The following is a 23,257-nucleotide window of genomic DNA, read 5'->3' as shown; positions in this document are numbered from 1 at the left end:
CGATCTCGGGATGCCGGCGCCCACCGTTCACCGGGTGGTCGCCCCCCGGTCGCCTTTCGTGACGCGGCGCGTTCACCCGCACCGGCCATCGTGTAGCCACACACGACAGGCCGGGAGGCGCCGATGCAGCGTGACGACGTCATCGCGTGGGTGGAGTCGCCCCTGCAGCTGCTGGGCGCCGCCGAATGGGCGCACGCCCACGGACGCACGGTGCCCGTCGCGGGCCGTCTCACGCCGCAGATGGGCGCGACGGCTGACGAGCTGATCGCCCGCGGCGCCCGCTTCGGCGCCTGCGAGCCGTTCGTCGGCATCCCGTGGACGCTGCTCGCGCAGCACCGGCACTGGCTGGTCGGCGACGGGTACTCGGGTCAGTTCCGCCTCGCTGCCGCCGTCCTGCGTCCCTCGCGCGTGACGTTCCTCGACGACGGCGCCAACGCCGTCGCCTTCGCCGACACCCTGCTCGGCCGGCGCCCCTACCGGCGGCCGGGCATCGCCGAGGGCCCGCTGTCGACCCTGGTGTCGCCCTTCGCCCTGGACCACGTGCTGCGCCTCGCCGCATGCGAGCGGGCGGACGTGTTCACCGCCTTCCCCCTCGGGCCCGATCGCGTCGCCGGACTCACCGCCCGCGGCGCCCGGATCGCGGAGCACCGGTTCGAGTGGACGCGAGCGACCGCGGGCGGCGGCAGGCTCGCCGCGGACCGGGTGATCCTGGGCTCGGCGCGGCCAATCGACGGACGCATGCCGCACGAGGAATACCTCGACTGGGTGGCGCGCATCGTCGAGACCGGTGACGCCGTGTACCTGCCCCACCGCCGCGAGCCCCGCGCGCAGCTCGATCTGGTCGCGCGCATCGACGGCGTCGATGTGATCGACGCGGGCCTGCCGGCCGAGCTGGTGCTGGCCGGCCACGCCCGCGCCCTCGAGCTGTACACCCAGCCCTCCAGCACGACGACGACCCTCGCCCACGTGCTCGCCGGAACCGGTTCGGTCATCCGCACCGCACCCCGCGTCGGCACGCGGCCCTCCCGCTCGGGGGCTCGCGCATGAGCGAGACGGTCGCCATCATCCCGGCACGCGGCGGATCCAAGGGGGTGCACCGCAAGAACCTGCGACGGGTGGGCGGCGTCCCGCTGGTCGCGCGCGCCATCCTCGCCGCCGGCCGCGCCGCCCACGTCGACCGCATCGTCGTCTCGACCGACGACCCGGCGATCGCCGCCGTCGCGGTGGAATGGGGCGCCGAAGTGGTCGAGCGTCCGGCCCCCCTCGCCGGCGACACCGCCGGGTCCGAGAGTGCCCTCCTGCACGCCCTCGGCGTCCTCGAGGCGCGCGGCGTCGACGTCGGAGTGATCGCCTTCCTGCAGGCGACCTCGCCCTTCATCGACAGCGACGCCCTCGACGAGGCCATCCGCACGGTCCGCTCGCGGCGGCGCGACAGCGTGTTCTCGGCGGTTCCGACGTGGGGGTTCCTGTGGCGGAAGTCGCAGGGCGGTGCCGCGGCGGCCATCAACCACGACGCCGACCACCGGCCCCGCCGCCAGGACCGCGAGGCGCACTACCTCGAGACCGGCGCCTTCTACGTGCTGCGCGCGGCCGGGTTCCGCGCCGGCGGCCACCGCTTCTTCGGCAGCGTCGGCGTCGCCGAGGTGCCCGAGCGCACCGCCATCGAGATCGACACCGAGGCCGAGCTCGAGGTCGCCCGCGCCCTCGCCCCGCTCATCGACATCCCACCGCCCCTCGACGTCGACGCCGTCGTCACCGACTTCGACGGCGTCCACACCGACGACACCGCCGCCGTCACCCAGGACGGCGCCGAGTCCGTCGTCGTCAGCCGCTCGGACGGCTGGGGGATCGCCGCCCTCCGGCGTGCCGGCATCCGGGTCGCCATCTTCTCGACCGAGCACAACCCGGTCGTCTCGGCCCGTGCGGCCAAGCTCCGCATCGAAGCGCATCAGGGGCTCGCCGACAAGGGGGCCGCGCTTCGGGAATGGGCGGCGCAGCACGACCTGCCGCTCTCGCGCGTGGCCTACCTCGGCAACGACGTCAACGACCTCGGGTGCCTCGAGGCGGTCGGCTACCCCGTCGCCGTGCCCGACGCCCACCCCCACGTGCTCGCCGCGGCCCGCGTCGTGCTCACCCGGCCCGGCGGCCGGGGCGCCGTGCGCGAGCTCGCCGATCGCGTGCTGGCCGCCCGGCCGCCGGCATCCGTCCCGTCCATCCCTGCAGCATCGGAGAAGCCATGACCGTCACCATCGGAAACCGCGTCGTCGGCGGGGGGCGTCCCGCCTACGTCATCGCCGAGATCGGCCTCAACCACAACGGCGACGTCGAGCTGGCCAAGCGTCTGATCGACGTCGCCGCCGATGCCGGCGCCGACGCGGTGAAGTTCCAGAAGCGCACGCCCGAGATCTGCACTCCCGAGCACATGCGGGACATCCCGCGCGAGACGCCGTGGGGCACCATGACCTACCTCGAGTACCGCCACCGCGTCGAGTTCGACCGCGACCAGTACATCGAGGTCGGTGACCATGCGCTGCTGCGGGGCCTGGAGTGGTTCGCCTCGCCGTGGGACGTGCCGAGCGTGGCCTTCCTCGAGGACCTGCAGGTCGTCGCGCACAAGGTCGCCTCGGCCTCGCTGACCGACGTCGAGCTGCTCGAGGCGCTGCGCGACACCGGCAAGCCGCTGATCGTGTCGACCGGCATGTCGACGGTCGAGCAGATCGATCGCGCGCTGCAGGTGCTCGGCACCGACCGCGTCGTGCTCTTGCACGCCACCTCCACCTACCCGATGGAGCCCAGCGAGGCGAACCTCAGGGTCATTCCCATGCTCCGCGACCGCTACCCCGGAGTGCCCGTGGGCTACTCCGGGCACGAGCGCGGGCTGCAGATCTCGCTCGCCGCCGTTGCCCTCGGCGCGGTCGCGGTCGAGCGTCACATCACCCTGGACCGCACGATGTGGGGCTCGGACCACGCCGCGTCGCTGGAGCCCACGGGTCTGGCGCACCTCGTGCGCGACATCCGCATCGTCGAGGCGGCGATGGGTGACGGCGTCAAGCGCGTCTTCCCCGGTGAGCTGGCGCCCATGGCCAAGCTCCGCCGGGTTCCGGCGTGACCGATGCCGGGCCGGCGGCCGTAGGGCTCGTCGCGATCGCCGACAGCGACTCGTACGTCAAGTGGGCGGCAGCCCTCGTCGGGTCGGTCCCCGACGCAGATGCGGCTCTCGTGCTCGTCACGACCCCGCTGACCGTCAGCGAGGCGCAGCAGGCCAAGGCCCTCGCCGGCAGCGGCCTGACCGCCGACGTCGTGCACCGGGTCGCGCTGGACGACCTGCGCGCGTGGCTCGAACGGCACCGGCCGGATGCCGTCGTCCTCGGCGCGCGCGGACCCCTCGTGCGTGTGCTGGCGAAGGTCGTCGCGGCGGTGTCGCCGAGGCCCATCATCGTGACGGGCCTGCCCGGGATCTCGCTGCCCGCCCGCCGCGCCGCCGTGATCTACCGAGCCCAGTGCGACCTGTTCATCCTGCACTCGCAGCGCGAGATCGAGGAGTTCGGCGAGCTCACCCGGCGGGTCGGCATCCCGCACCGGTTCGCACTGTCCCGCCTGCCGTTTGCCGCGAAGAGGATCGGCCACCGCTCGCCGGGGGCGACCGACCTGGTGTTCGCGGCGCAGGCGATCGTCCCCCGGGAGCGCGCCGAGCGCGAGACCATCGCCCGGATGCTGATCCGCGCGGCCGAGGCGAACCCGACCCGCCGGGTCGTGCTGAAGCTGCGCGCGCAGACCGGCGAACGCGAGACGCATGAGGAGCTGCATCCGTACCCTGCCCTCATCGATGCGGCCGGAGGAGCCCCGGCGAACCTCGTCATCTCGTACGAGCCGATGGCGCGCGCGCTCGACCGCGCCGAAGGTCTCGTGACCGTGAGCTCGACGAGCGCGATCGAGGCCATCGCGCGCGGCGTGCCCGTGATCGCGCTGGACTCGTTCGGGGTCTCGGACGAGCTCCTCAACCGCGTGTTCGAGGGCAGCGGGCTGTACGGGGGAGAGGGCGACGTCGTCGCCCGATGGTTCCGGCATCCCGACACCGACTGGCTGCGCGAGAACTACTTCCACGAAGAGGTCTTCGACGACTGGGTCGATGTCCTCACCGCGCTCGTCGGCGAGCGCCGCGCGGGCCTGCTGCCGGCGAGGGCGCCCCGACCCGGCGCCGGCGGACGGCTGCGCGACGCGTGGGAGCGCAAGCGCGTGCTGGGCCGCGAGGACCGGTCGATGATCGGCCGGGTGGCGTTGCTCGTCGGCGAGCCGGCCCGGGGTGCGGTGCTCGCGCTGCGGCGGGTACGGGGCCGCTGGGGGTGGGGTGCGGTTGTCGGCGGTGGGGGTGCTGGTGCTGGTGCTGGTGCGGTTGCTGGTGCTGGTCAGCAGCCGGGGCCCGACGGGTCCTCGGAGCACGTCTCGTCGACGAGCGCCGTCCGCACCTCGACCACGCGGACGTCGTAGCCGCCGCCGGTCGCCGTCACGTAGCCCGGCACCGGGCGCCACCGCCCGTCGCCGAAGTCGACGGAGGCGGAGTACTGCACCGTTACGCCGACCGTGTACGCGCCCCGCGCGCGGTAGACGTGCGAGGTCTCGGTCGGGCTGAACTGGCCGGCACCGAGCGCCTGCCACGTCGCTCCGCCCGAGGTGTGCCTCGCCGATGTGCCGTCGCCGTGGTCGAAGACGTAGGCCGCGGGCTCGAACCGGACGACGACGTCCCAGTCCAGCAGCGTGCCCGACATCTGCTGCACGGATGCCGTGGCGATGAGGTTGGTCGGCATCCCCACCACGCCGAAGCCCGCCGGTTCCCCGTCGAGCGTGGGCGCCGCCGGCCGGAAGGACGCGAGATCGGCGACCGTGACGTCGGGGATCATCACCACGGTGTACCCGCCGCAGCGGTTGAGCGGACCGCAGTCCTCCGGCTGGCTCACACCCGCACCCGGAGCGGGGGGAGTCGTGCCCGCGGACGGGGGAGCCTGATTCCGGTGCCGGTCCTGGCCCGGGGTGGGCGTGCCGGGAACCGTGCCTCCGGCGGACAGGTCGACCTGCGTGCCGGTGTTCTCACAGGTCGTCGTCCAGCCACCGAAATCAGTGCAGCCGCTGGACGACGAGCCGAGCGCGAGGACTCCAAATAGGACCAACGTGACACTCAGCCACATGTGGGTTCGCCTTCTCGCGGCCCGATTCCGCTAATCTTCATGCGTGTCTCGCTGTCCGCGGCTGGCTTGAGTCTTACTTCGTAGGACTGCACATCGACTCGGTCGGGGTCAACGAGAGATTCCCCCTGGGCAGAAGTCACCGAGATCTGTGAGACATCGAGGCACGCCCCAAGAGTGACGTCACCGTCCTCGTATTCCAAAGGCTGAATGAGGACGACAACGGACTCTCCTTCGACGCGAACGCCGTCCGCATGATACTTACTGAGGCCGTGGCGATCGTTCGCATTCAGTTCATCCGTCGATAGACGGAACACTGGCTCGAAACTCTCTGGATCAGCGAGGTCGACAGAGTTGACCGCGTCGACATAGGCGCGGTAGGTCGCCTCGGCGGCGGCGAAGGCCTCTTCTTCGGTCGCGAAGGGCGGCGGAGTCTCCGTGGGAGCGGGATCCGCGTCGCACCCGGTGAGAGCAGCCGCCGCGAGGCCCAGGGCCAGGAATGTCGAGGCCAGTCGTACGGTCACCCGACCACCGTAACCGCCGGCCGCGGGAGTCGTTCCGGTTATCCACACCCGCGGCATCCGGCCCATGTTGACGCTGATCGTCGTCATCGGCGGCGGTAGTGACGGATGCCGTCAACTCCTGCGGGCCGCAGCGCGACAGGTTGACGCCATCTGAAGTTATCGGCGGCGGTGGTGACGGATGCCGTCAACTCCGGACGCCGGCGGCGGCACGGCCACCTAAGTCCGCCGCGAGGTTGACCCCGTCTGCGGTTATCGGCGGCGGTGGTGACGGATGCCGTCAACTCCGGCGGGCCACCCCGCGACAGGTTGACGCCATCTGCGGTTACCGGCGCTCGTAGTGACGGATGCCGTCAACCCAGGACGGCCGCCGCACCACAGGGTGCCGTCATCGGCGCGGGAGACCGCGAACAGCGTCACCCCGCGACACTCCGGGCCGAAACGCCGGAGCGGTCGCGGCGGGGCGCGCTCCCGCACCCTACTGTCGGCATCGGAGGTGCCGGATGGCGAGCTTCGTCGAGGTGAGCGGTGAGAGCCGCTGCCCCTGCGGGAGCGGCGAGTCCTTCGGTGCGTGCTGCGGGCCGGTCCTCGCGGGCGAGCCCGCGCAGACGGCGCTGCAGCTGATGCGCTCCCGCTACACGGCGTTCGTCGTCGGGGATGCCGCGCACCTCATGGCGACGTGGCATCCGGGGACGGCGCCCGAGGCGGTCGACCTCGACCGCGCGCTGCGGTGGACGGGGCTCGAGATCCTCGACACCGTCCAGGGAGGCCCGGACGACAAGCGCGGCATCGTCGAGTTCCGTGCCGGCTGGCGCGAGCGCGGTCACAGCGGCAACCTGCACGAGCGCAGCCGGTTCGTCCGGCAGAGCGACCGCTGGTGGTACCTCGACGGCGTCGTGTCGGACTGACCGCCCGCCGGCATCCGCTCAGGTGTCGTGCTCGATGGGGGCGATGTCCTCGCGGTGGTCGTCGACGCCGCCCGGCGGGTAGTCGGCGACCTCGGGACGGCGACGCAGGTACATCGCGCTGGCGATGAGACCGCCCCACACGACGACGATCGCGAGGATCAGGAAGGCGATGGCGACGCCGGTCATGACGAACGCTCCTCTCCGCGGCGGGACGATGTCGCGAGGTGGTCGTACGCGGGCCACTCCGACAGGTCATCGGGCGTGCGCCGCCAGGGGATGAGCCACATCACCACGGCGGCGACGATGAGGAAGGCCACCGTTCCCCAGCCGAAGAGACCCAGGTACCAGCCCGGCATGCCGCCGTAGCCGTCGACGATCAGGGTGATGATGCGCGCGATCAGCATGTAGCCGAGGACGATCGGGGCGAGGAGGCCCACCAGCAGCACCCACACGCGGCCGACCCGGAACGTCGACACCGCGTTCAGGTGGGCGCGCAGCTCGTCGCCGCGGCGGAACACCCACACGACCAGCACGGTCATGACGATGGCCGACAGGACGATGCCGATGTTGTTCGCCCAGTTGTCGGTGACGTCCAGGGCCAGGATGCCGGTGGTCGTCGAGAAGAGCGAGATCGACAGCACCGCCGAGATGATGCCGAGCCACAGTGCCGCGGAGCGAGGCGACAGGCCGAACTTCTCCTGGATGGCGGCCGAGACCACCTGCAGCACCGAGATCAGCGACGTGAAGCCCGCCATCACCAGTGAGCCGAAGAACAGGATGCCGAACAGCGGCCCACCGGGCATCTGGGCCACGATCGCGGGGAAGGTGATGAACGACAGCCCCACGCCGGCGATCCCGCCGAGCTCGCCGACGGCGACGCCCTGCTGGAACGCCAGGAACCCGAGGGTCGCGAACACGCCGATGCCGGCGAGGATCTCGAACGACGAGTTCGCGAAGGCGACCACGAGACCCGGCCCCGTGAGGTTCGAGCGGCGGCGGCGGTACGACGCGTAGGTGATCATGATGCCGAAGGCGATCGACAGCGAGAAGAAGATCTGGCTGTACGCCGCGATCCACACGTTCGGGTCGGCCAGCGCTGCCCAGTCCGGCGTGAACAGGGCGTTGAGGCCGTCGGCGGCGCCGTCGAGGAAGAGGGCGCGGACCACGAGGATCAGGAACGCCACGACAAGCAGCGGCAGGAAGACGACGTTGACGCGCTGCAGGCCCTTCGCGACGCCGAGGGCGAGCACGACGATCGCGGCCAGCCACACCAGGGCCAGCGGGATCAGGACGCCGGGGACGAACTCGAAGCTGATGCCGGGGTCGCCCCTCTGCAGGTACTCGCCGAAGAAGAAGCCCTCGGGATCGTCGCCCCAGCGCAGGTCGAAGGAGAAGACGAAGAAGCTGAGCGCCCAAGCGATGACGGCCGTGTAATAGAGGCCGATGACGAAGGCGATGGCCACTTGGAACCACCCGAGGGACTCCAGCCACCGGCCCCGGCTGCCGCCCAGGCGGCGGAACGCGGTGGGGGCGGCGCCGCGGAAGCGGTGGCCGATCGCATAGTCGAGGAAGAGGATCGGGATGCCGGCGGTGATGAGCGCCACGAGGTAGGGGATGAGGAACGCGCCGCCGCCGTTCTCATAGGCCACCCCGGGGAACCGCCAGATGTTGCCGAGGCCGACGGCCGAGCCGATGGCGGCGAGGATGAAGCCGACCTGACCGGTCCACTGCTCGCGCGGCCTCGCCGTCGCCCCTGCCCTGCTGGTGTCGCTCATCGCGGTGCCTCCTCGCCCGTAGGTGGTCCGAACGCTACCAGCGGCGGGCGGCCGCGACTATGCTCCGCGCGGTGGGTCGCCGTCCACGTCGGGCCCGCCGCCGTCCGCCCCGCCGCCGTCCACCCCGCCGCCGTCGTCCGTGCCGGGGGCGCCGCCGCCCAGCATCCGTTCGAGCTCCGCGTCGATGTCGGCGTCGACCGGTGCGGTCAGCCCCGGCTCGGCGGCCTCGGTCAGCTCGATGAGCTGCGACAGCAGCTCCCACGCGCTGCGCGAGCGCAGCAGCCGCAGCTGATCCATGGGGCCGAGGGGCGCGATCCCCGCCAGCTGCCAGCTGGCCTCCATCGGGTCGTCCGAGAGCTCGATGTCGGGATCCCACACCGTGTCGGCGAACTCCGCCGACCGCGCGAGGACCCGCCGGACCGTCCGCTCGGCGTCGGCCCGCAGCCCCTCCAGGCCCGCGCTCCACGCCAGATCCGGCAGGAAGCGAACCTCGGCGACCGGGTGCGGGTCGTCCTCGAGCCACGCCGTGACCTCGAACCGGCGCCCGCCGACGGCCACTAGCTGCAGATCGTCCGCGCGCGGCACGACGTGGGTGATGCGGGCGAGCGTCCCGAGGGCGAACCGCTCGTCGCCGCCGCCGGCTTCGAAGCCTCGCTCGATGAGGACGACCCCGAACTCCGGCCGGTCCTCCTCGAGCAGGCGGCCCAGCATGATGAGGTAGCGCTGCTCGAAGATCCGCAGGGGTAGCGGCATGTGCGGCAGCAGCACCGCCCCGAGCGGGAACATCGCGATCGCCGTCATGTCCCCAGTCAACCAGCGCCTCCGCGCGCGAGGGCGATCTGCGCCGGATCGGAGCCCGCTGCGCGCAGCGCCCATACATTGGAGGGATGCGGCATCCATCCCCCGATCCCGTCGCCCCCGGTCAGGAGTCGGTGTGGGACTACCCGCGCCCGCCGCGGGCGGAGCAGGTCCCCTCGCGGGTGACCATCGATTTCGGCGGCCGGCGCATCGTCGACACCGACGACGTGGTGCGGGTGCTCGAGACGAGCCACCCGCCGGTCTACTACGTGCCGCGCTCGGCGTTCGCCGAGGGGTCCCTCCGCCCCGCGGCGGGGTCGTCGTTCTGCGAGTTCAAGGGCGCGGCCCGCTACTTCGACGTCGTGTCGGGCGACCACGTCGCCGAGCGCGCCGCGTGGACCTACCCCGACCCGTCGCCCGGTTTCGCATCCCTCGCGGACCGCGTCGCGGTGTATCCGCGGCCGATGGACGCCTGCACCGTCGACGGCGAGACGGTGACCCCGCAGCCCGGCGGGTTCTACGGCGGCTGGATCACCTCGCGGGTCGCCGGCCCGTTCAAGGGCGGCCCCGGATCGATGGGCTGGTGAGAGCGCCCGCACCGCGGGCCGGACGAGAGGACGTGCCATGGCGCGCATCATGATCTTCGGCGGACACGGCAAGGTCGCCCTGCGGGCCGCCCCGCTGCTGGTCGCTCAGGGCCACACCGTCACCTCGGTGATCCGCAACGCCGCCCACGAGGCCGACGTGGCGGCCACGGGCGCCACCCCGGTGGTCGCCGACGTCGAGACGCTGGACCGGGAACAGCTGACGAACCTCGTCGCCGGCAACGACGCGGTCGTGTGGTCGGCCGGCGCCGGCGGGGGAGACCCGCGCCGCACCTACGCGGTGGACCGCGATGCGGCGATCAAGACGATGGATGCCGCGTCCGCCGCCGGCGTCCGGCGCTACGTCATGGTGTCGTGGCTCGGCTCGCGCGCCGATCACGGCGTCCCCGAGGGCGATGCGTTCTTCCCGTACGCCGACGCGAAGTGGGCGGCGGACGAGCACCTGCGGGCCGGCGACCTGGAGTGGACGGTGCTGGCGCCGGGGACGCTGACCCTGGACGAGCCGACGGGGGCGATCGAGGTCGACCCGTCCGGCCGCGGCGAGGTTTCGCGCGCCGACGTCGCCGCCGTGGTCGCGGCCGCCCTGGCCGAACCGGCATCCGTCGGACGTACGCTCAGGTTCGGTGCCGGCACGACCCCCATCGCCGAAGCCGTGCGCTCGGGACGCTGACCCGCGCACACCTCTCGCACACCCCGCGGAGCGTCGCCCAGGCGTGCTACCCTGGACCGTCACCCGTGTGGCCATACCGCCACGCCTGGACGCCGGTTCACGCCGGATCCCCGGGTGGCATCGCACGAACAATCCGCTTCGCTCCGGCTGCATCCGTGCCGTCCATCGCTCCGCGATCGGAATCGGCACGACCGCGTGCCGGGGCCCGAGACACCCAACCAACAAGGACAACCCACTACATGACTACCGCAACGACCGCCCCGGCCACCAAGCAGGTCGCCATCAACGACATCGGATCTGCTGAGGACTTCCTGGCCGCGGTCGAGAAGACCCTGAAGTTCTTCAACGACGGCGACCTCATCGAGGGCACCGTGGTGAAGATCGACCGCGACGAGGTCCTCCTCGACGTCGGGTACAAGACCGAGGGCGTCATCCCCTCGCGCGAGCTTTCGATCAAGCACGACGTCGACCCCAACGAGGTCGTCAAGGTCGGCGACGAGGTCGAGGCCCTGGTCCTCCAGAAGGAGGACAAGGAAGGCCGCCTGATCCTGTCCAAGAAGCGCGCCCAGTACGAGCGCGCCTGGGGCGACGTCGAGAAGATCAAGGAGAACGACGGTGTCGTCACCGGCACCGTCATCGAGGTCGTCAAGGGTGGCCTCATCGTCGACATCGGCCTGCGCGGGTTCCTCCCCGCCTCGCTCATCGAGCTGCGCCGCGTCCGCGACCTCACCCCGTACCTCGGCCAGGAGCTCGAGGCCAAGATCCTCGAGTTGGACAAGAATCGCAACAACGTGGTGCTCTCGCGCCGCGCGCTGCTGGAGCAGACCCAGTCGGAGTCGCGCTCGAACTTCCTCAACAACCTGCACAAGGGCCAGGTCCGCAAGGGCACCGTCTCGTCGATCGTCAACTTCGGTGCGTTCGTCGACCTCGGCGGCGTCGACGGTCTCGTCCACGTGTCGGAGCTGTCGTGGAAGCACATCGAGCACGCGTCCGAGGTCGTCGAGGTCGGCCAGGAGGTCACCGTCGAGATCCTCGAGGTGGACCTGGACCGCGAGCGCGTCTCGCTGTCGCTGAAGGCCACCCAGGAGGACCCGTGGCAGGTCTTCGCCCGCACGCACGCGATCGGCCAGATCGCGCCGGGCAAGGTCACCAAGCTCGTCCCCTTCGGTGCGTTCGTCCGCGTCGCCGACGGCATCGAGGGCCTCGTGCACATCTCGGAGCTGTCGGGCAAGCACGTCGAGCTCGCCGAGCAGGTCGTGTCGGTCGGCGAAGAGGTCTTCGTCAAGATCATCGACATCGACCTCGAGCGTCGCCGCATCTCGCTGTCGCTGAAGCAGGCCAACGAGTCGGTCGACCCCTACGGCGCCGAGTTCGACCCGGCCCTCTACGGCATGGTCACGGAGTACGACGAGAACGGGGAGTACAAGTACCCCGAGGGCTTCGACCCCGAGACCAACCAGTGGAAGGAAGGCTTCGACGAGCAGCGCGAGAAGTGGGAGCAGGAGTACGCTGCCGCCCAGGCTCGCTGGGAGGCCCACAAGGCCGCTGTCCTCAAGGCCATGGAGGCCGAGGCCAACGCGCCCGAAGAGGCCGCCCCGTCCTTCACCTCGGACAGCAGCCCCGTCGGCACCCTCGCCGACGACGAGGCTCTCGCGGCGCTCCGCGAGAAGCTCTCGGGTCGCTGATCCACGCCGGAACGGGCCGTCACCTTCGGGTGGCGGCCCGTTCCGCGTTCCCGGGGATGTCGCAGCCGGCGGGTACCGTGCGAGCGTGACGCTCGAACGCGCGTGCCTCGTGGGCGATGACGGATGCCGGGGCCCGGTGCCCCCGGACGCGCCGGTGCCGCTCTGCGCGGCGCACCTCGGCGCGACCGCCGAGTGGGTCGACCAGGCGCACGGCGTGACCGACGTCCTGCCCGCCCCCTGCCGCCTGTGCGGCAGTCGCTGGGGGGTGCGCTACCGCTCCGGCTGGCTGTGCGGGGTGTGCGAGTGGCGCCACGGCGACACCGTCGACGGAGAGCTGCCGTCGCCGCGCGTCGACGTCGTCTACTACCTGCGCTACGCCGACCGGGTGAAGATCGGCACGAGCGCCCGCCCGGCATCCCGCCTCGCCGTCATCCGCCACGACGAGCTGCTGGCGTTCGAGCGCGGCGACCGCCGGCTCGAGCGCCGCCGGCACGCGCAGTTCGCCGACGACCGCTGGCCGCGCACGGAGTGGTTCCGGCTGTCGGACGCGCTGCGCGCGCACATCGACGTCGTCGCCGCCGGCCAGCCCGATCCGTGGCAGCTGCACGCGCGCTGGGTCAGCGAGGCTCTGGCGCTCCGCGGCTGACCGTGCGCCGGCGGCGCCGCAGCAGGGCGACGGCCGCGACGACGAGGACGGCGAGGACGAGCACGACCAGCAGGGGGAAGAAGATCGCCAGCGCCGCCAGCGAGAAGGACATGACGTCCTCGGCGGTGCTGACCACGGGGGCGGCGACGCCCGCCGTGGCGACGTTCGCGGCGGGCCGCACGACCGCCTTGACCCCGTGGACGGCCAGCGCGATGAGGACCCCGACGACGATCGGGACCCACGCGTTGTCGGCGAAGAAGCTCGCCGGGTCGTTCAGCTGAACGGTCTGGGCGCTCGAGCCGGCCCCGAAGACGACGCCGCCGGCCGCGGGCCGGATCACCGTCTGGATGACGTCGTTGATCGAATCGACGGCGGGCACCTTGTCGGCCACGATCTCGACCAGCAGCAGGATGCCGGTGATCCACAGCGCGATGTCGCTGGAGACCCACGCCCACGCGGCGGGCAGCTCCACGGCCGGCAGCAGGCGGTCGGCCAGTCCCAGGACGAACAGCGGCATCCACGCGTTCAGGCCCGCGGCCGCGGCCAGTCCGGTCCCCGCCAGGAATTCGAGCACGCCCCCACTCTAAGGGGGGCAGGGGGCCGGCATCCGTTAGCGTCACGGTATGAGCTCCACGCCCGCCGACGCGCCCCCGGGCCGCGATCCGGCCGCGGCGGGCGTGCGTGGTCTGTGGATCAGCCGCCAGTTCGCCGACAGCACGCGTGAGCGTGCGGCGACCCTCAACCAGCTGCTGCTGGCGGCGGTGGTGTTCGTGCTGGCGGTGCTCGTGGCCGTCGCCCCCTTCGGCGGGGACCCGGTGCTGTTCTTCTCGGGCGTCGTGCTGATCTTCGTCCTCACCGGCGCGACCCTGGTGGTGCCGTGGAACCGCCTGCCGTTCGGCTGGGTCGCGGTGATCCCCGCGATCGACCTCGTCGCCGTGGCGCTGCTGCAGATGTCGGCGCCGGGGTCGGCGCTCGGGCTGCTGTGGGTGTTCCCGACGACGTGGCTGGCGGGCGGGTTCGGCCTGCTGGGCCTGTTCGCCGTCACCGTGGCGATCGCGTGGATCATCGCGATCCTGCTCCCCGTCGGCGAGAGCGAGGTGACCTTCTCGACGTTCCTGCTGCCCCTCGTGCTGTTCGCCGGAGCCGCCACCAGCTACCTCAACGCCCGCCGCACCGAGGCGCAGCGCATCCTGCTGGCCAAGCAGTCCGTGCTCCTCAGCCGCGTGCTGGAGCGGACCCGGCGGCAGGAGCAGGAGCTGACCGAGGTGCTGGACGCGGTGGACTTCGGTGTCGTGCGGATCGGGCCCGGGGGAGAGGTCGCCGTCACCAACGAGGCCCACGCGAGGCTGCAGATGATCGCCCGGTGGGACGACGAGGACGCCGCCATCCCGATGTTCCGCGACGACGGGGTCACGCCGCTGCCGCCCGACGAGACGCCGCTGGCGAGGGCGCTGGGCGGCGAGGCGTTCGACGACGTCGTGGTGTGGTTCGGCGAGCCGGGCGACGCCCGTCAGGCGCTGTCGCTCACGGCGCGCCGCCTGACCGCCCCCGACGGCACGGATGCCGGCGCCGTGCTGGTCTCGCGCGACGTCACCGCCGAGCTGTCGGCGCTCCGCGCCCGCGACGACCTCGTCGCCTCGGTGTCGCACGAGCTGCGCACGCCCCTCACGTCGATCCTGGGGTACCTCGACCTCGCGATCGAGCACCCCGACGTGCCGGATGCCGTGCGGGCCGACCTCGACGTCGCCGAGCGCAACGCTGAACGGCTGCTCGGGATCGTCGCGGGCATCATGGCGGCATCCAGCTCGTCGTCCACGACGATCGAGGCCTCACTCACCCCGCAGGACCTCGATGCGGCCGACGTCGTCCGCGAAGCCGCCGAGGCGGCGCTGCCGCGCGCGCGATCGCGGTCCGTCACGATCGACGTGACCGGCCTCGAGCCCGCGCCCGTCCGCGCCGACCCGCTGCGGCTGCGCCAGGTCGTGGACAACCTGCTGGCCAACGCCATCTCCTACAACCGTCACGGCGGCACCGTGCACCTGGGCACCACGAGCGACGGGACCTCGACATGGGTGCTCGTGCGCGACACCGGGCCGGGGATCAGCGAGTCCGATCGTGCGAGGCTGTTCCAGCGCTACTACCGGGCCGGTGCGCGCGCCGGCACGGGCACCGGACTGGGGCTCGCCATCACCCGCGACCTCGTGCGGGCGCACGGCGGTGAGATCGCGCTGCACAGCACGGTCGGCGTGGGCTCCACCTTCATCGTCAAGCTGCCGGCCCTGCCGTGGGAGCGGGTCATGACGGGCGACGCCCCGTCCCCTCGAGAGGAGGACGACGCATGATGTTCGACCTGTTCAGCATCATGACCATGGCCGCGGTCGTGGTCAACGTCTCGGGCATCGTGTTCGTGGTGGAGACGCTGCTGCGCCGGGACGAGGGGGCGGGCCGGGTGTGGACGCTCGCGTTCCTCGCCGGCATGCTGACGACGCTGTCCTACCTCGTGTGGATCCAGACGCCGGGCGCCTGGTACGCCATCGCGGTCGGCAACGCCGCCTTCGTGGGGGCGACGGGGTGCATGTGGCTGGGGTGCCGCCGATTCAACGACAGGCGGATGCCGGTGGCCTCGGCCGTCGTCGTCGCGGGCGTCCTGGCGGCAGCGGTCGCCGCGGCGATCGAGGGCCCGAGCGGCGACCCGTGGGCCGGGGCGGAGTGGATGTTCGCGGCCCTCGTCGTCTTCGCCGCCGCCGGCGCGGTCGAGTGCGGGCGCGGGGCGCTGCGGGATTCCCGGTCGGCGTGGGTGCTCGGCGCGGTGCTCGGGCTCCAGTCGCTGTACTACGTGTCGCGGACGACGGCGTTCCTCACTTCCGGACCGGACAGCGCGCTGTTCCGCGAGGCGTTCGGCACGGTCCCGACCGCGTTCCTGACCGTCGTCCTGACCATCGTCGCGGTCGTCGTCGCCTCGGTGCTGCGCGCGGGGCGGGCACCCATGCGCGGGCACCTGCGGCTGACCCCTGCGGGGCGCAGCGTGGACGGGATCGTCGCGGCCGATGTCTTCCGCCGGGGCCTGGCGGGCCTCGTGGAGCGGGCGGCGGCCAAGCGCGAGTCGGTCGCGGTGACGGCGGTGCGCATCGAGGATCTCGACGAGATCTCGACGGCGTTCGGCAGCGAGGTGGCGCGTGCGGTGACCGAGACGTGGCGCGCGGGGGTGCGGCGGCATGCCCCGTCGGATGCCCTCGTCGGGGATGACGGACCTGCCCGGCTGCTCGTCGCCGGGCTCGTCTCTTCGGACGCCCAGGCGGGCATGAAGGGCGCCGAGATCTACCGGGGGCTCTTCGAGGATCTGGGCGCGGTCGCCGGCGGGGTGATCCCCGTCCTCGGCGTCGGCATCGCCCTGACCGCGGTGTCGGGATGGGATCCGGAGCGCCTGATCGCCGACGCTCGCGCGGCGGCGGCGACATCCGCGTCCAACGTCGAGGCGTCCGTGCTGTTCGCGGAGCGCCGCGACGGCGACGATCAGGCCGCGGTCAGGCGATAGCCGACTCCCCGCACCGTCTCGATCCAGCGCGGCGTCGCCGGCGACTCGCCGAGCTTGCGGCGCAGGTTCGCCACGTGCACCTCGATCGCCCGCGCGTCACTGTCGCTGACGTACTCGGCGCCGGTGAAGGTCTCGCCGCGCAGCATGAGCGCGAGCTCCGACTTCGCCCGCACTCGGCGTCCCGACGTGAGCAGGTCGACGAGGATGTCGAACTCGCTTCTGGTCAGCTCCAGGTCCTTGCCCTCCACCGTGGCGATGCGCATCTGCGGATTGACCCGCAGCTCTCGGTGCTCGATCCAGCCTCCCTCGGCCGGCTCGGGCTGCGGCTCAGGAGCCGCGGCCGGAACGGCGGCGTGATGGCGCGGGCGGCGCAGCATCGCGTCGATCCGCGCGCGCAGCTCACGCGGCCGGAAGGGCTTGGCGATGTAGTCGTCCGCCCCCGCCTCCAGGCCCTGCAGTGCGTCGATCTCTTCGGTGCGGGCGCTGAGCATCACGATGTACGTGGAGCTGAGCAGCCGGATCCGCTTGGCCGTCTCGAAGCCGTCCATGCCGGGCATGTTGACGTCGAGCGTCGTCACCAGCGGCTGATGCGTGCGCACGAGCTCCAGCCCGGCCTCGCCATCGGGCGCGCCGTGCACCGTGAAGCCCGCCTGCGAGAGCACAGCGGACAGCAATGACCTGATGTCGGACTCGTCCTCGATGACGACGGCGACACGTGTTTCCTCCACCGATGCACCCCCCGAAGCCGGCGCATCGAGCGCCGGGGCGTGGATGTCGGTCAGGATATCCCAGAACGCCGCCTCGAACGGACGCGAGCGCGCGCTCATGGACGTCGGTCCGAGCCTGCATCGGCGGCACGCGGGAGGGGACGGGCCCGTCGCGCGCGGAGCGCCGACCCGTCCGCCTCACCGGTGCGCGAGGCGTCGCGGGTTCGCGGAGGATTCCCCGGCCTCCGGATCCCGCACGCCGTCGCCGCGCGGGTGTCGGCGGCGATCGCCCCCACGATCGCCACCGCACCGCGACGAGAGCGCCGAACACCGTGACGGGACTCGGATCGTCCTGTCCGGCTGCCACGACCCGGCGACGTCGCGTCGTTCGGGTCGATCACTTCGTCCTCCCCAGGAAAGGCTGTTCGGTTTTCTCGGCGTGCACAGACGCTATCGCCGTATGCTCAGGCCCGACTCAGCCCTCCCTCAGCAACAGCCAAGGCTTCCCGCCGGTCTTCGTCGTGCCATGCTCGAGGGATGCCGCTGGTCGCACTCACCGGGGGGATCGCCTCGGGCAAGTCCACGATCGCCCGCCGCCTCGCCGGGCACGGCGCCGTGGTCGTCGACGCCGACGCGATCGTGCGGGACGTCCAGCGACCTGGGTCCGCCGTGCTGTCGCGGATCGCCGACGAGTTCGGGCAGGACGTGATCCTCGCCGACGGGTCGCTGGACCGCGCCGCTCTGGCGGCGCGGGTGTTCGGCGACGACGGCGCCGTCGCCCGCCTCAACGCCGTCGTCCACCCCGCGGTCAGGCAGGAGTCCGCGGCGCGCTTCGGGGCCGCGTTCGCGCGGGACCCCGGCGCCGTCGTCGTGTACGACGTGCCGCTGCTGGTGGAGGCCCGCGTCGACGACCCCTGGGATCTCATCGTGGTCGCCCACGCCCCGGCATCCGTCCGGCGCGAGCGACTGGTCTCGCTGCGGGGGCTGACTCCGGCGGAGGCCGACGCGCGCATCGCCTCGCAGGTGCCCGACGACCGGCGGCTCGCCGTCGCGGACGTCGTCATCGACACCTCCGGATCGCTCGACGACACGATCCGCCAGACCGACGAGCTCTGGCGGCGGCTCACCGCCGGCTGACGCCGCGGCCCCGGTGTCGGAGGACCCGCCTACCCTTGAGAGGTGCAGTCCACCAGATCCGTCCGGCCGTTCGAGGTCATCAGCGAGTACGAGCCGTCGGGTGACCAGCCGCAGGCGATCGCCGAGCTCGCCGCCCGCATCAACGCGGGCGAGACCGATGTCGTGCTGCTGGGCGCCACCGGCACCGGCAAGTCCGCGACGACCGCGTGGCTCATCGAGGCGGTGCAGCGGCCGACGCTCGTGCTCGCCCACAACAAGACCCTCGCCGCGCAGCTGGCCAACGAGTTCCGCGAGCTCATGCCGCACAACGCCGTCGAGTACTTCGTGTCGTATTACGACTACTACCAGCCCGAGGCCTACGTCCCGCAGACGGACACCTTCATCGAGAAGGACTCCTCGATCAACGCCGAGGTCGAGCGGCTGCGCCACTCGACGACGAACTCCCTGCTCTCGCGCCGGGATGTGGTGGTGGTCTCCACCGTGTCGTGCATCTACGGCCTCGGCTCGCCCGAGGAGTACCTGCGCGCGATGGTCGCGCTGCAGGTGGGGGAGCGCTACGACCGCGACGCCCTCATCCGCAAGTTCATCGCCATGCAGTACAACCGCAACGACGTGGACTTCTCGCGGGGCAACTTCCGCGTGCGCGGCGACACCATCGAGATCATCCCGGTGTACGAGGAGTACGCCATCCGCATCGAGCTGTTCGGCGACGAGATCGAGGCGCTGTACATGCTGCATCCGCTCACCGGCGATGTCGTGCAGCGCATGGATTCCGTCCCGATCTTCCCCGCGACGCACTACGCCGCCGGCACCGAGACGGTCCAGCGCGCGATCGGCACGATCGAGCACGAGCTCGAGGAGCGCCTGAAAGAGCTGGAGTCGCAGAACAAGCTGCTCGAGGCGCAGCGCCTGCGCATGCGCACCACCTTCGACCTCGAGATGCTGCAGCAGCTGGGGTTCTGCTCCGGTATCGAGAACTACTCGCGCCACCTCGACGGCCGGATGCCGGGCGAGCCGCCGCACACCCTGCTGGACTTCTTCCCCGACGACTTCCTCATGGTCATCGACGAGTCGCACGTGACTGTGCCGCAGATCGGCGCGATGTACGAGGGGGACGCCTCGCGCAAGCGCACCCTGGTGGAGCACGGGTTCCGGCTGCCCAGCGCCTTGGACAACCGCCCGCTGCGGTGGGACGAGTTCAAGCAGCGCGTCGGCCAGACGGTCTATCTGTCCGCGACGCCCGGCCGCTACGAGATGGGGGTCGCCGACGGCGTCGTCGAGCAGATCATCCGCCCGACCGGTCTGGTGGACCCCGAGATCATCGTCAAGCCCTCCAAGGGGCAGATCGACGACCTGCTCGAAGAGATCCGGCTGCGGGTCGAGCGCGACGAGCGCGTCCTCGTCACGACGCTGACGAAGAAGATGGCCGAGGAGCTCACCGACTTCCTGGGCGAGCACGGGGTGCGGGTGCGCTACCTGCACTCCGACGTCGACACCCTGCGCCGCGTGGAGCTGCTGACCGAGCTGCGCGCCGGCGTCTACGACGTCCTGGTCGGCATCAACCTGCTGCGCGAGGGCCTCGACCTTCCCGAGGTGTCGCTGGTGTCGATCCTCGACGCCGACAAAGAGGGCTTCCTCCGCTCGGGCACGTCGCTCATCCAGACGATCGGCCGCGCGGCGCGCAACGTCTCGGGCCAGGTGCACATGTACGCCGACCAGATGACCGACTCGATGCGCAACGCGATCGAAGAGACCGATCGCCGCCGCGAGAAGCAGGTCGCCTACAACCTCGCGAACGGCATCGATCCGCAGCCGCTGCGCAAGCGCATCGCCGACATCACCGAGGTCCTCGCCCGCGAGGCGTCGGACACCGCCGCGATGATGTCGAAGAAGGATGCCGCGCGGTCGAAGTCCGGCAAGGGCAGGGCGCCGACGCCGCAGCTGCGCCGCGAGGGCATCGCCGCCGAGGGGGCGCAGCAGCTCGAGGCGACCATCGCCGACCTGAGCGACCAGATGCTGGCCGCCGCGGCGGAGCTGAAGTTCGAGCTCGCCGCGCGCCTGCGCGACGAGGTCCAGGACCTCAAGAAAGAGCTGCGCGCCATGGAGCGCGCGGGGCACGCGTAGCCGGAATTTCGCCGGGGACGAACCCCGGAGCCGATGTCGGAGGCCCCACCTACACTTGACGGGTGCCCATCGTCCCCGTCTCTTCGCACGCCCACACCAGCGGTCAGCTGAGCGTCCGCGGCGCCCGCGTCCACAACCTGAAGAACGTGGACCTCGACATCCCGCGCGACTCGCTCGTCGTCTTCACCGGGCTGTCCGGGTCGGGCAAGTCCAGCCTGGCGTTCGACACGATCTTCGCCGAGGGGCAGCGCCGCTACGTCGAATCGCTCAGCGCGTACGCGCGTCAGTTCCTCGGTCAGGTCGACCGTCCCGACGTCGACTTCATCGAGGGCCTGAGCCCCGCCGTCTCGATCGACCAGAAGTCCACCAACCGCAACCCGCGCTCGACCGTCGGCACGATCACCGAGATCCACGACTACATGCGACTGCTGTGGGCCCGCATCGGCGTGCCGCACTGTCCCGAGTGCGGCGAGGTGATCCAGCGGCAGACGGTGCAGCAGATCGCCGACCAGCTGATGGAGCTGCCCGAGCGCACGCGGTACCAGATCGTGGCGCCGGTGGTGACGCAGAAGAAGGGCGAGTTCGTCGACCTCTTCAAGGAGCTCTCGGCGAAGGGCTACGCGCGCGCCGTGGTCGACGGCGACCTCGTGCAGCTGGCCGAGCCGCCCACGCTCAAGAAGAGCTACAAGCACGACATCGCCGTGGTCGTGGACCGCTTGGTCGCCGGCCCCGAGATCCTCAGCCGCGTGACCGACTCCGTCGAGACGGCGCTGGGCCTGGCCGGCGGCATCATGCAGGTCAACTTCGTCGACGAAGAGGGCGACGACGCCTGGCAGTCCTTCTCCGAGAAGCTGGCCTGCCCCAACGGCCACCCCCTGCAGCTGACCGAGATCGAGCCGCGCACGTTCTCGTTCAACGCGCCCTTCGGCGCATGCCCCGCCTGCTCGGGCCTGGGCACGCGCATGTCGGTGGACGTCGAGCTGATGCTCGGCGACGAGGAGCTCTCGATCCGCGAGGGCGTGCTGATCCCGTGGACGACCCAGGGCAAGGGACTCTTCCAGTACTACGAGCGCCTGCTCGAGGGACTCGCCAACGACCTGGACTTCTCGCTCGACACGCCCTGGAACAAGCTCCACTCGGACGTCCGCGAGGCGGTGCTCCGCGGCGAGAACTACAAGGTGACCGTCAAGTGGCGCAACCGGTACGGCCGCGAGATGCGCTACGCGTCGGGCTTCGAGGGCGTCGTGCCCTACATCGAGCGCCAGTACCTGCAGGCCGAGACCGACACCCAGCGCCAGCGCTGGGCCGAATACCTCCGCGAGGTCCCGTGCCCGGTGTGCGACGGCGCGCGCCTCAAGCCCGAGGTGCTCGCGGTCAAGGTCCACGGCCACTCCATCGCCGACGCCTCGCGGCTGAGCCTCGCCGAGGCGCAGGAGTACTTCGCCCGGCTGCAGCTGACCGAGCGCGAGGCCAAGATCGCCGCCGCGGTGCTCCGCGAGATCCGGGCCCGCCTGGACTTCCTCATCCAGGTCGGCCTGAACTACCTCAGCCTCAGCCGCTCGGCCGGCTCCCTCTCGGGCGGCGAGGCGCAGCGCATCCGCCTGGCCACGCAGATCGGGTCGGGCCTCACCGGCGTGCTGTACGTCCTGGACGAGCCGTCGATCGGCTTGCATCAGCGCGACAACCGGCGACTCATCGAGACGCTCGTGAAGCTGCGCGACCTCGGCAACACCCTCATCGTCGTCGAGCACGACGAAGAGACCATCCACGCGGCCGACTGGATCGTCGACATCGGGCCCCGCGCGGGCGTCGAGGGCGGCTCGGTCGTTCACTCCGGGCCACTGGACCAGCTGCTCGCCGACAGCGGCTCCATCACCGGCGACTACCTCTCGGGCCGGCGCGAGATCGCCATCCCCGCCCGGAGGCGGCGGATCGACCGCAAGCGCCAGATCACCGTCGTCGGCGCGCGCGAGAACAACCTCAAGAACGTCACGGCCGACTTCCCCCTGGGCGTGCTGACCGCGGTGACCGGCGTGAGCGGGTCGGGCAAGTCGACCCTGGTCAACGGCATCCTGTACGAAGTGCTGGCCACGCGCCTCAACGGTGCCCGCCGGGTGGCCGGCAAGCACACCCGCGTGACCGGTCTCGAAGAGCTCGACAAGGTCGTGCACGTGGACCAGGCGCCCATCGGCCGCACCCCGCGCTCCAACCCGGCGACCTACACGGGAGTGTTCGACCGGGTGCGGACGCTGTTCAGCGAGACCCCCGAGGCGAAGGCGCGCGGCTACCTGCCCGGGCGGTTCAGCTTCAACGTCAAGGGCGGGCGCTGCGAGGCGTGCTCGGGCGACGGCACGATCAAGATCGAGATGAACTTCCTGCCCGACGTCTACGTCGACTGCGAGGTGTGCCACGGCAAGCGCTACAACCGCGACACCCTGGCCGTCCACTACAAGGGCAAGAACATCGCCGAGGTGCTCGAGATGCCGATCGCCGAGGCGGCGGAGTTCTTCGAGCCGATCCAGGCCATCCACCGTTACCTCAAGACGCTCGTGGACGTCGGGCTCGGCTACGTGCGGCTCGGCCAGTCGGCCACGACGCTCTCGGGCGGCGAGGCGCAGCGCGTGAAGCTTGCCACCGAGCTGCAGCGCCGCTCCAACGGCCGCAGCGTCTACGTCCTCGACGAACCCACCACGGGCCTGCACTTCGAGGATGTGCAGCGCCTGCTCGAAGTCCTGGGCGGACTGGTCGACAAGGGCAACACGGTGATCGTCATCGAGCACAATCTCGATGTCATCAAGTCCGCCGACTGGATCATCGACCTCGGGCCCGAGGGCGGCTCCGGCGGCGGGCAGATCGTGGCGACCGGCACCCCCGAGCAGGTGGCCGGTGCCGAGGGCAGCCACACCGGCGCCTTCCTGGCCGAGATCCTCGGCGCCGCGCGCGAGCGGCGCAAGGCCGGCTGAGGC

21 protein-coding genes are annotated in these 23,257 nt (G+C 71.4%); 14 read left to right on the top strand and 7 right to left on the bottom strand.

Translation table 11 applies throughout. From position 1 onward, the window contains the following. Window positions 1–123 precede the first annotated feature (123 nt). From ACYVF4_RS12400 to ACYVF4_RS12385, 4 genes are read left to right on the top strand one after another with little or no spacing between them, the layout of a single operon-like run. Complete coding sequence (locus tag ACYVF4_RS12400) at window positions 124–1,047, top strand: hypothetical protein (RefSeq protein ID WP_460723230.1); 924 nt, start codon at window positions 124–126, stop codon at window positions 1,045–1,047. Continuing rightward, window positions 1,044–2,240, top strand: coding sequence for a cytidylyltransferase domain-containing protein (locus ACYVF4_RS12395; RefSeq protein ID WP_460723228.1), 1,197 nt, complete (start codon window positions 1,044–1,046; stop codon window positions 2,238–2,240). Before ACYVF4_RS12400 ends, ACYVF4_RS12395 begins: the two co-directional genes overlap by 4 nt. Beyond that, window positions 2,237–3,109 carry an N-acetylneuraminate synthase family protein gene (locus ACYVF4_RS12390; protein ID WP_460723226.1) on the top strand — a complete coding sequence of 291 codons (873 nt, stop codon included), beginning with the start codon at window positions 2,237–2,239 and terminating at the stop codon, window positions 3,107–3,109. Before ACYVF4_RS12395 ends, ACYVF4_RS12390 begins: the two co-directional genes overlap by 4 nt. After that, window positions 3,106–4,488 carry a DUF6716 putative glycosyltransferase gene (locus ACYVF4_RS12385; RefSeq protein WP_460723224.1) on the top strand — a complete coding sequence of 461 codons (1,383 nt, stop codon included), beginning with the start codon at window positions 3,106–3,108 and terminating at the stop codon, window positions 4,486–4,488. The genes ACYVF4_RS12390 and ACYVF4_RS12385 overlap by 4 nt, the downstream gene beginning before the upstream one ends. Here the strand turns inward: ACYVF4_RS12385 and ACYVF4_RS12380 are convergent. Continuing rightward, window positions 4,407–5,183: a hypothetical protein gene (locus ACYVF4_RS12380; RefSeq protein WP_460723222.1), complete on the bottom strand. Its 777-nt coding sequence runs from the start codon at window positions 5,181–5,183 to the stop codon at window positions 4,407–4,409. The two genes, ACYVF4_RS12385 and ACYVF4_RS12380, sit on opposite strands and share 82 nt — an antisense overlap. After that, window positions 5,174–5,704 carry a hypothetical protein gene (locus ACYVF4_RS12375; protein ID WP_460723220.1) on the bottom strand — a complete coding sequence of 177 codons (531 nt, stop codon included), beginning with the start codon at window positions 5,702–5,704 and terminating at the stop codon, window positions 5,174–5,176. Before ACYVF4_RS12375 ends, ACYVF4_RS12380 begins: the two co-directional genes overlap by 10 nt. Before the next feature lie 500 nt (window positions 5,705–6,204). On the opposite strand from ACYVF4_RS12375, the gene ACYVF4_RS12370 reads away from it, so the two are divergent. Then, complete coding sequence (locus ACYVF4_RS12370; protein WP_460723218.1) at window positions 6,205–6,609, top strand: YchJ family protein; 405 nt, start codon at window positions 6,205–6,207, stop codon at window positions 6,607–6,609. A gap of 18 nt (window positions 6,610–6,627) precedes the next feature. On the opposite strand, the gene ACYVF4_RS12365 is transcribed toward ACYVF4_RS12370, so the two are convergent. From ACYVF4_RS12365 to ACYVF4_RS12355, 3 genes are read right to left on the bottom strand one after another with little or no spacing between them, the layout of a single operon-like run. Next, a complete protein-coding gene (locus tag ACYVF4_RS12365; RefSeq protein WP_460723216.1) occupies window positions 6,628–6,795 on the bottom strand; it encodes a methionine/alanine import family NSS transporter small subunit in 168 nt (55 codons plus the stop codon). Beyond that, window positions 6,792–8,384, bottom strand: coding sequence for a sodium-dependent transporter (locus tag ACYVF4_RS12360; protein ID WP_460723214.1), 1,593 nt, complete (start codon window positions 8,382–8,384; stop codon window positions 6,792–6,794). The genes ACYVF4_RS12365 and ACYVF4_RS12360 overlap by 4 nt, the downstream gene beginning before the upstream one ends. A gap of 57 nt (window positions 8,385–8,441) precedes the next feature. Further along, window positions 8,442–9,185 carry an LON peptidase substrate-binding domain-containing protein gene (locus ACYVF4_RS12355; RefSeq protein ID WP_460723212.1) on the bottom strand — a complete coding sequence of 248 codons (744 nt, stop codon included), beginning with the start codon at window positions 9,183–9,185 and terminating at the stop codon, window positions 8,442–8,444. 86 nt (window positions 9,186–9,271) lie between these two features. Between ACYVF4_RS12355 and ACYVF4_RS12350 the strand changes: the two genes are divergently transcribed. The 4 genes from ACYVF4_RS12350 (at window position 9,272) to ACYVF4_RS12335 (ending at window position 12,788) form a co-directional block, all read left to right on the top strand. Then, complete coding sequence (locus ACYVF4_RS12350) at window positions 9,272–9,769, top strand: DUF427 domain-containing protein (protein WP_460723210.1); 498 nt, start codon at window positions 9,272–9,274, stop codon at window positions 9,767–9,769. Window positions 9,770–9,806: 37 nt separating this feature from the next. Further along, on the top strand, window positions 9,807–10,457 hold the full coding sequence (locus tag ACYVF4_RS12345) for an SDR family oxidoreductase (RefSeq protein WP_460723208.1): 651 nt from the start codon (window positions 9,807–9,809) through the stop codon (window positions 10,455–10,457). 239 nt (window positions 10,458–10,696) lie between these two features. Beyond that, on the top strand, window positions 10,697–12,142 hold the full coding sequence (gene rpsA / locus ACYVF4_RS12340; RefSeq protein WP_460723206.1) for a 30S ribosomal protein S1: 1,446 nt from the start codon (window positions 10,697–10,699) through the stop codon (window positions 12,140–12,142). Window positions 12,143–12,227: 85 nt separating this feature from the next. Further along, window positions 12,228–12,788 (top strand): GIY-YIG nuclease family protein, encoded by a 561-nt coding sequence (locus ACYVF4_RS12335; RefSeq protein WP_460723204.1) that lies wholly within the window; start codon window positions 12,228–12,230, stop codon window positions 12,786–12,788. Here ACYVF4_RS12335 and ACYVF4_RS12330 read toward each other — a convergent pair. After that, the gene (locus ACYVF4_RS12330) at window positions 12,760–13,362 is read right to left on the bottom strand and encodes a DUF4126 domain-containing protein (RefSeq protein ID WP_460723202.1); all 603 of its coding nucleotides are present in this window, start codon (window positions 13,360–13,362) and stop codon (window positions 12,760–12,762) included. The two genes, ACYVF4_RS12335 and ACYVF4_RS12330, sit on opposite strands and share 29 nt — an antisense overlap. 49 nt (window positions 13,363–13,411) lie before the next feature. Here ACYVF4_RS12330 and ACYVF4_RS12325 point away from each other — a divergent pair, with 49 nt between their 5' ends. Continuing rightward, window positions 13,412–15,130 carry a sensor histidine kinase gene (locus ACYVF4_RS12325; protein ID WP_460723200.1) on the top strand — a complete coding sequence of 573 codons (1,719 nt, stop codon included), beginning with the start codon at window positions 13,412–13,414 and terminating at the stop codon, window positions 15,128–15,130. Beyond that, window positions 15,127–16,323 (top strand): hypothetical protein, encoded by a 1,197-nt coding sequence (locus ACYVF4_RS12320; RefSeq protein ID WP_460723198.1) that lies wholly within the window; start codon window positions 15,127–15,129, stop codon window positions 16,321–16,323. The genes ACYVF4_RS12325 and ACYVF4_RS12320 overlap by 4 nt, the downstream gene beginning before the upstream one ends. Here ACYVF4_RS12320 and ACYVF4_RS12315 read toward each other — a convergent pair. Further along, window positions 16,302–17,051, bottom strand: coding sequence for a response regulator transcription factor (locus ACYVF4_RS12315; protein WP_460723196.1), 750 nt, complete (start codon window positions 17,049–17,051; stop codon window positions 16,302–16,304). The two genes, ACYVF4_RS12320 and ACYVF4_RS12315, sit on opposite strands and share 22 nt — an antisense overlap. Window positions 17,052–17,567: 516 nt before the next feature. Here ACYVF4_RS12315 and coaE point away from each other — a divergent pair. The 3 genes from coaE (at window position 17,568) to uvrA (ending at window position 23,254) form a co-directional block, all read left to right on the top strand. After that, window positions 17,568–18,167 (top strand): dephospho-CoA kinase, encoded by a 600-nt coding sequence (gene coaE / locus ACYVF4_RS12310; RefSeq protein WP_460723194.1) that lies wholly within the window; start codon window positions 17,568–17,570, stop codon window positions 18,165–18,167. A 42-nt stretch (window positions 18,168–18,209) separates the two neighbouring features. Next, the gene (gene uvrB / locus ACYVF4_RS12305) at window positions 18,210–20,291 is read left to right on the top strand and encodes an excinuclease ABC subunit UvrB (RefSeq protein ID WP_460723192.1); all 2,082 of its coding nucleotides are present in this window, start codon (window positions 18,210–18,212) and stop codon (window positions 20,289–20,291) included. Between the two features lie 62 nt (window positions 20,292–20,353). Next, entirely contained in the window at window positions 20,354–23,254 is a 2,901-nt protein-coding gene (gene uvrA / locus ACYVF4_RS12300) for an excinuclease ABC subunit UvrA (RefSeq protein ID WP_460723190.1), read from the top strand. The last annotated feature ends 3 nt before the right edge of the window (window positions 23,255–23,257 follow it).

Source organism: Microbacterium aureliae, from assembly GCF_054780155.1.
Note: the sequence above shows the minus strand (reverse complement) of the source record. Positions and strands in the feature narration are given on the sequence as shown.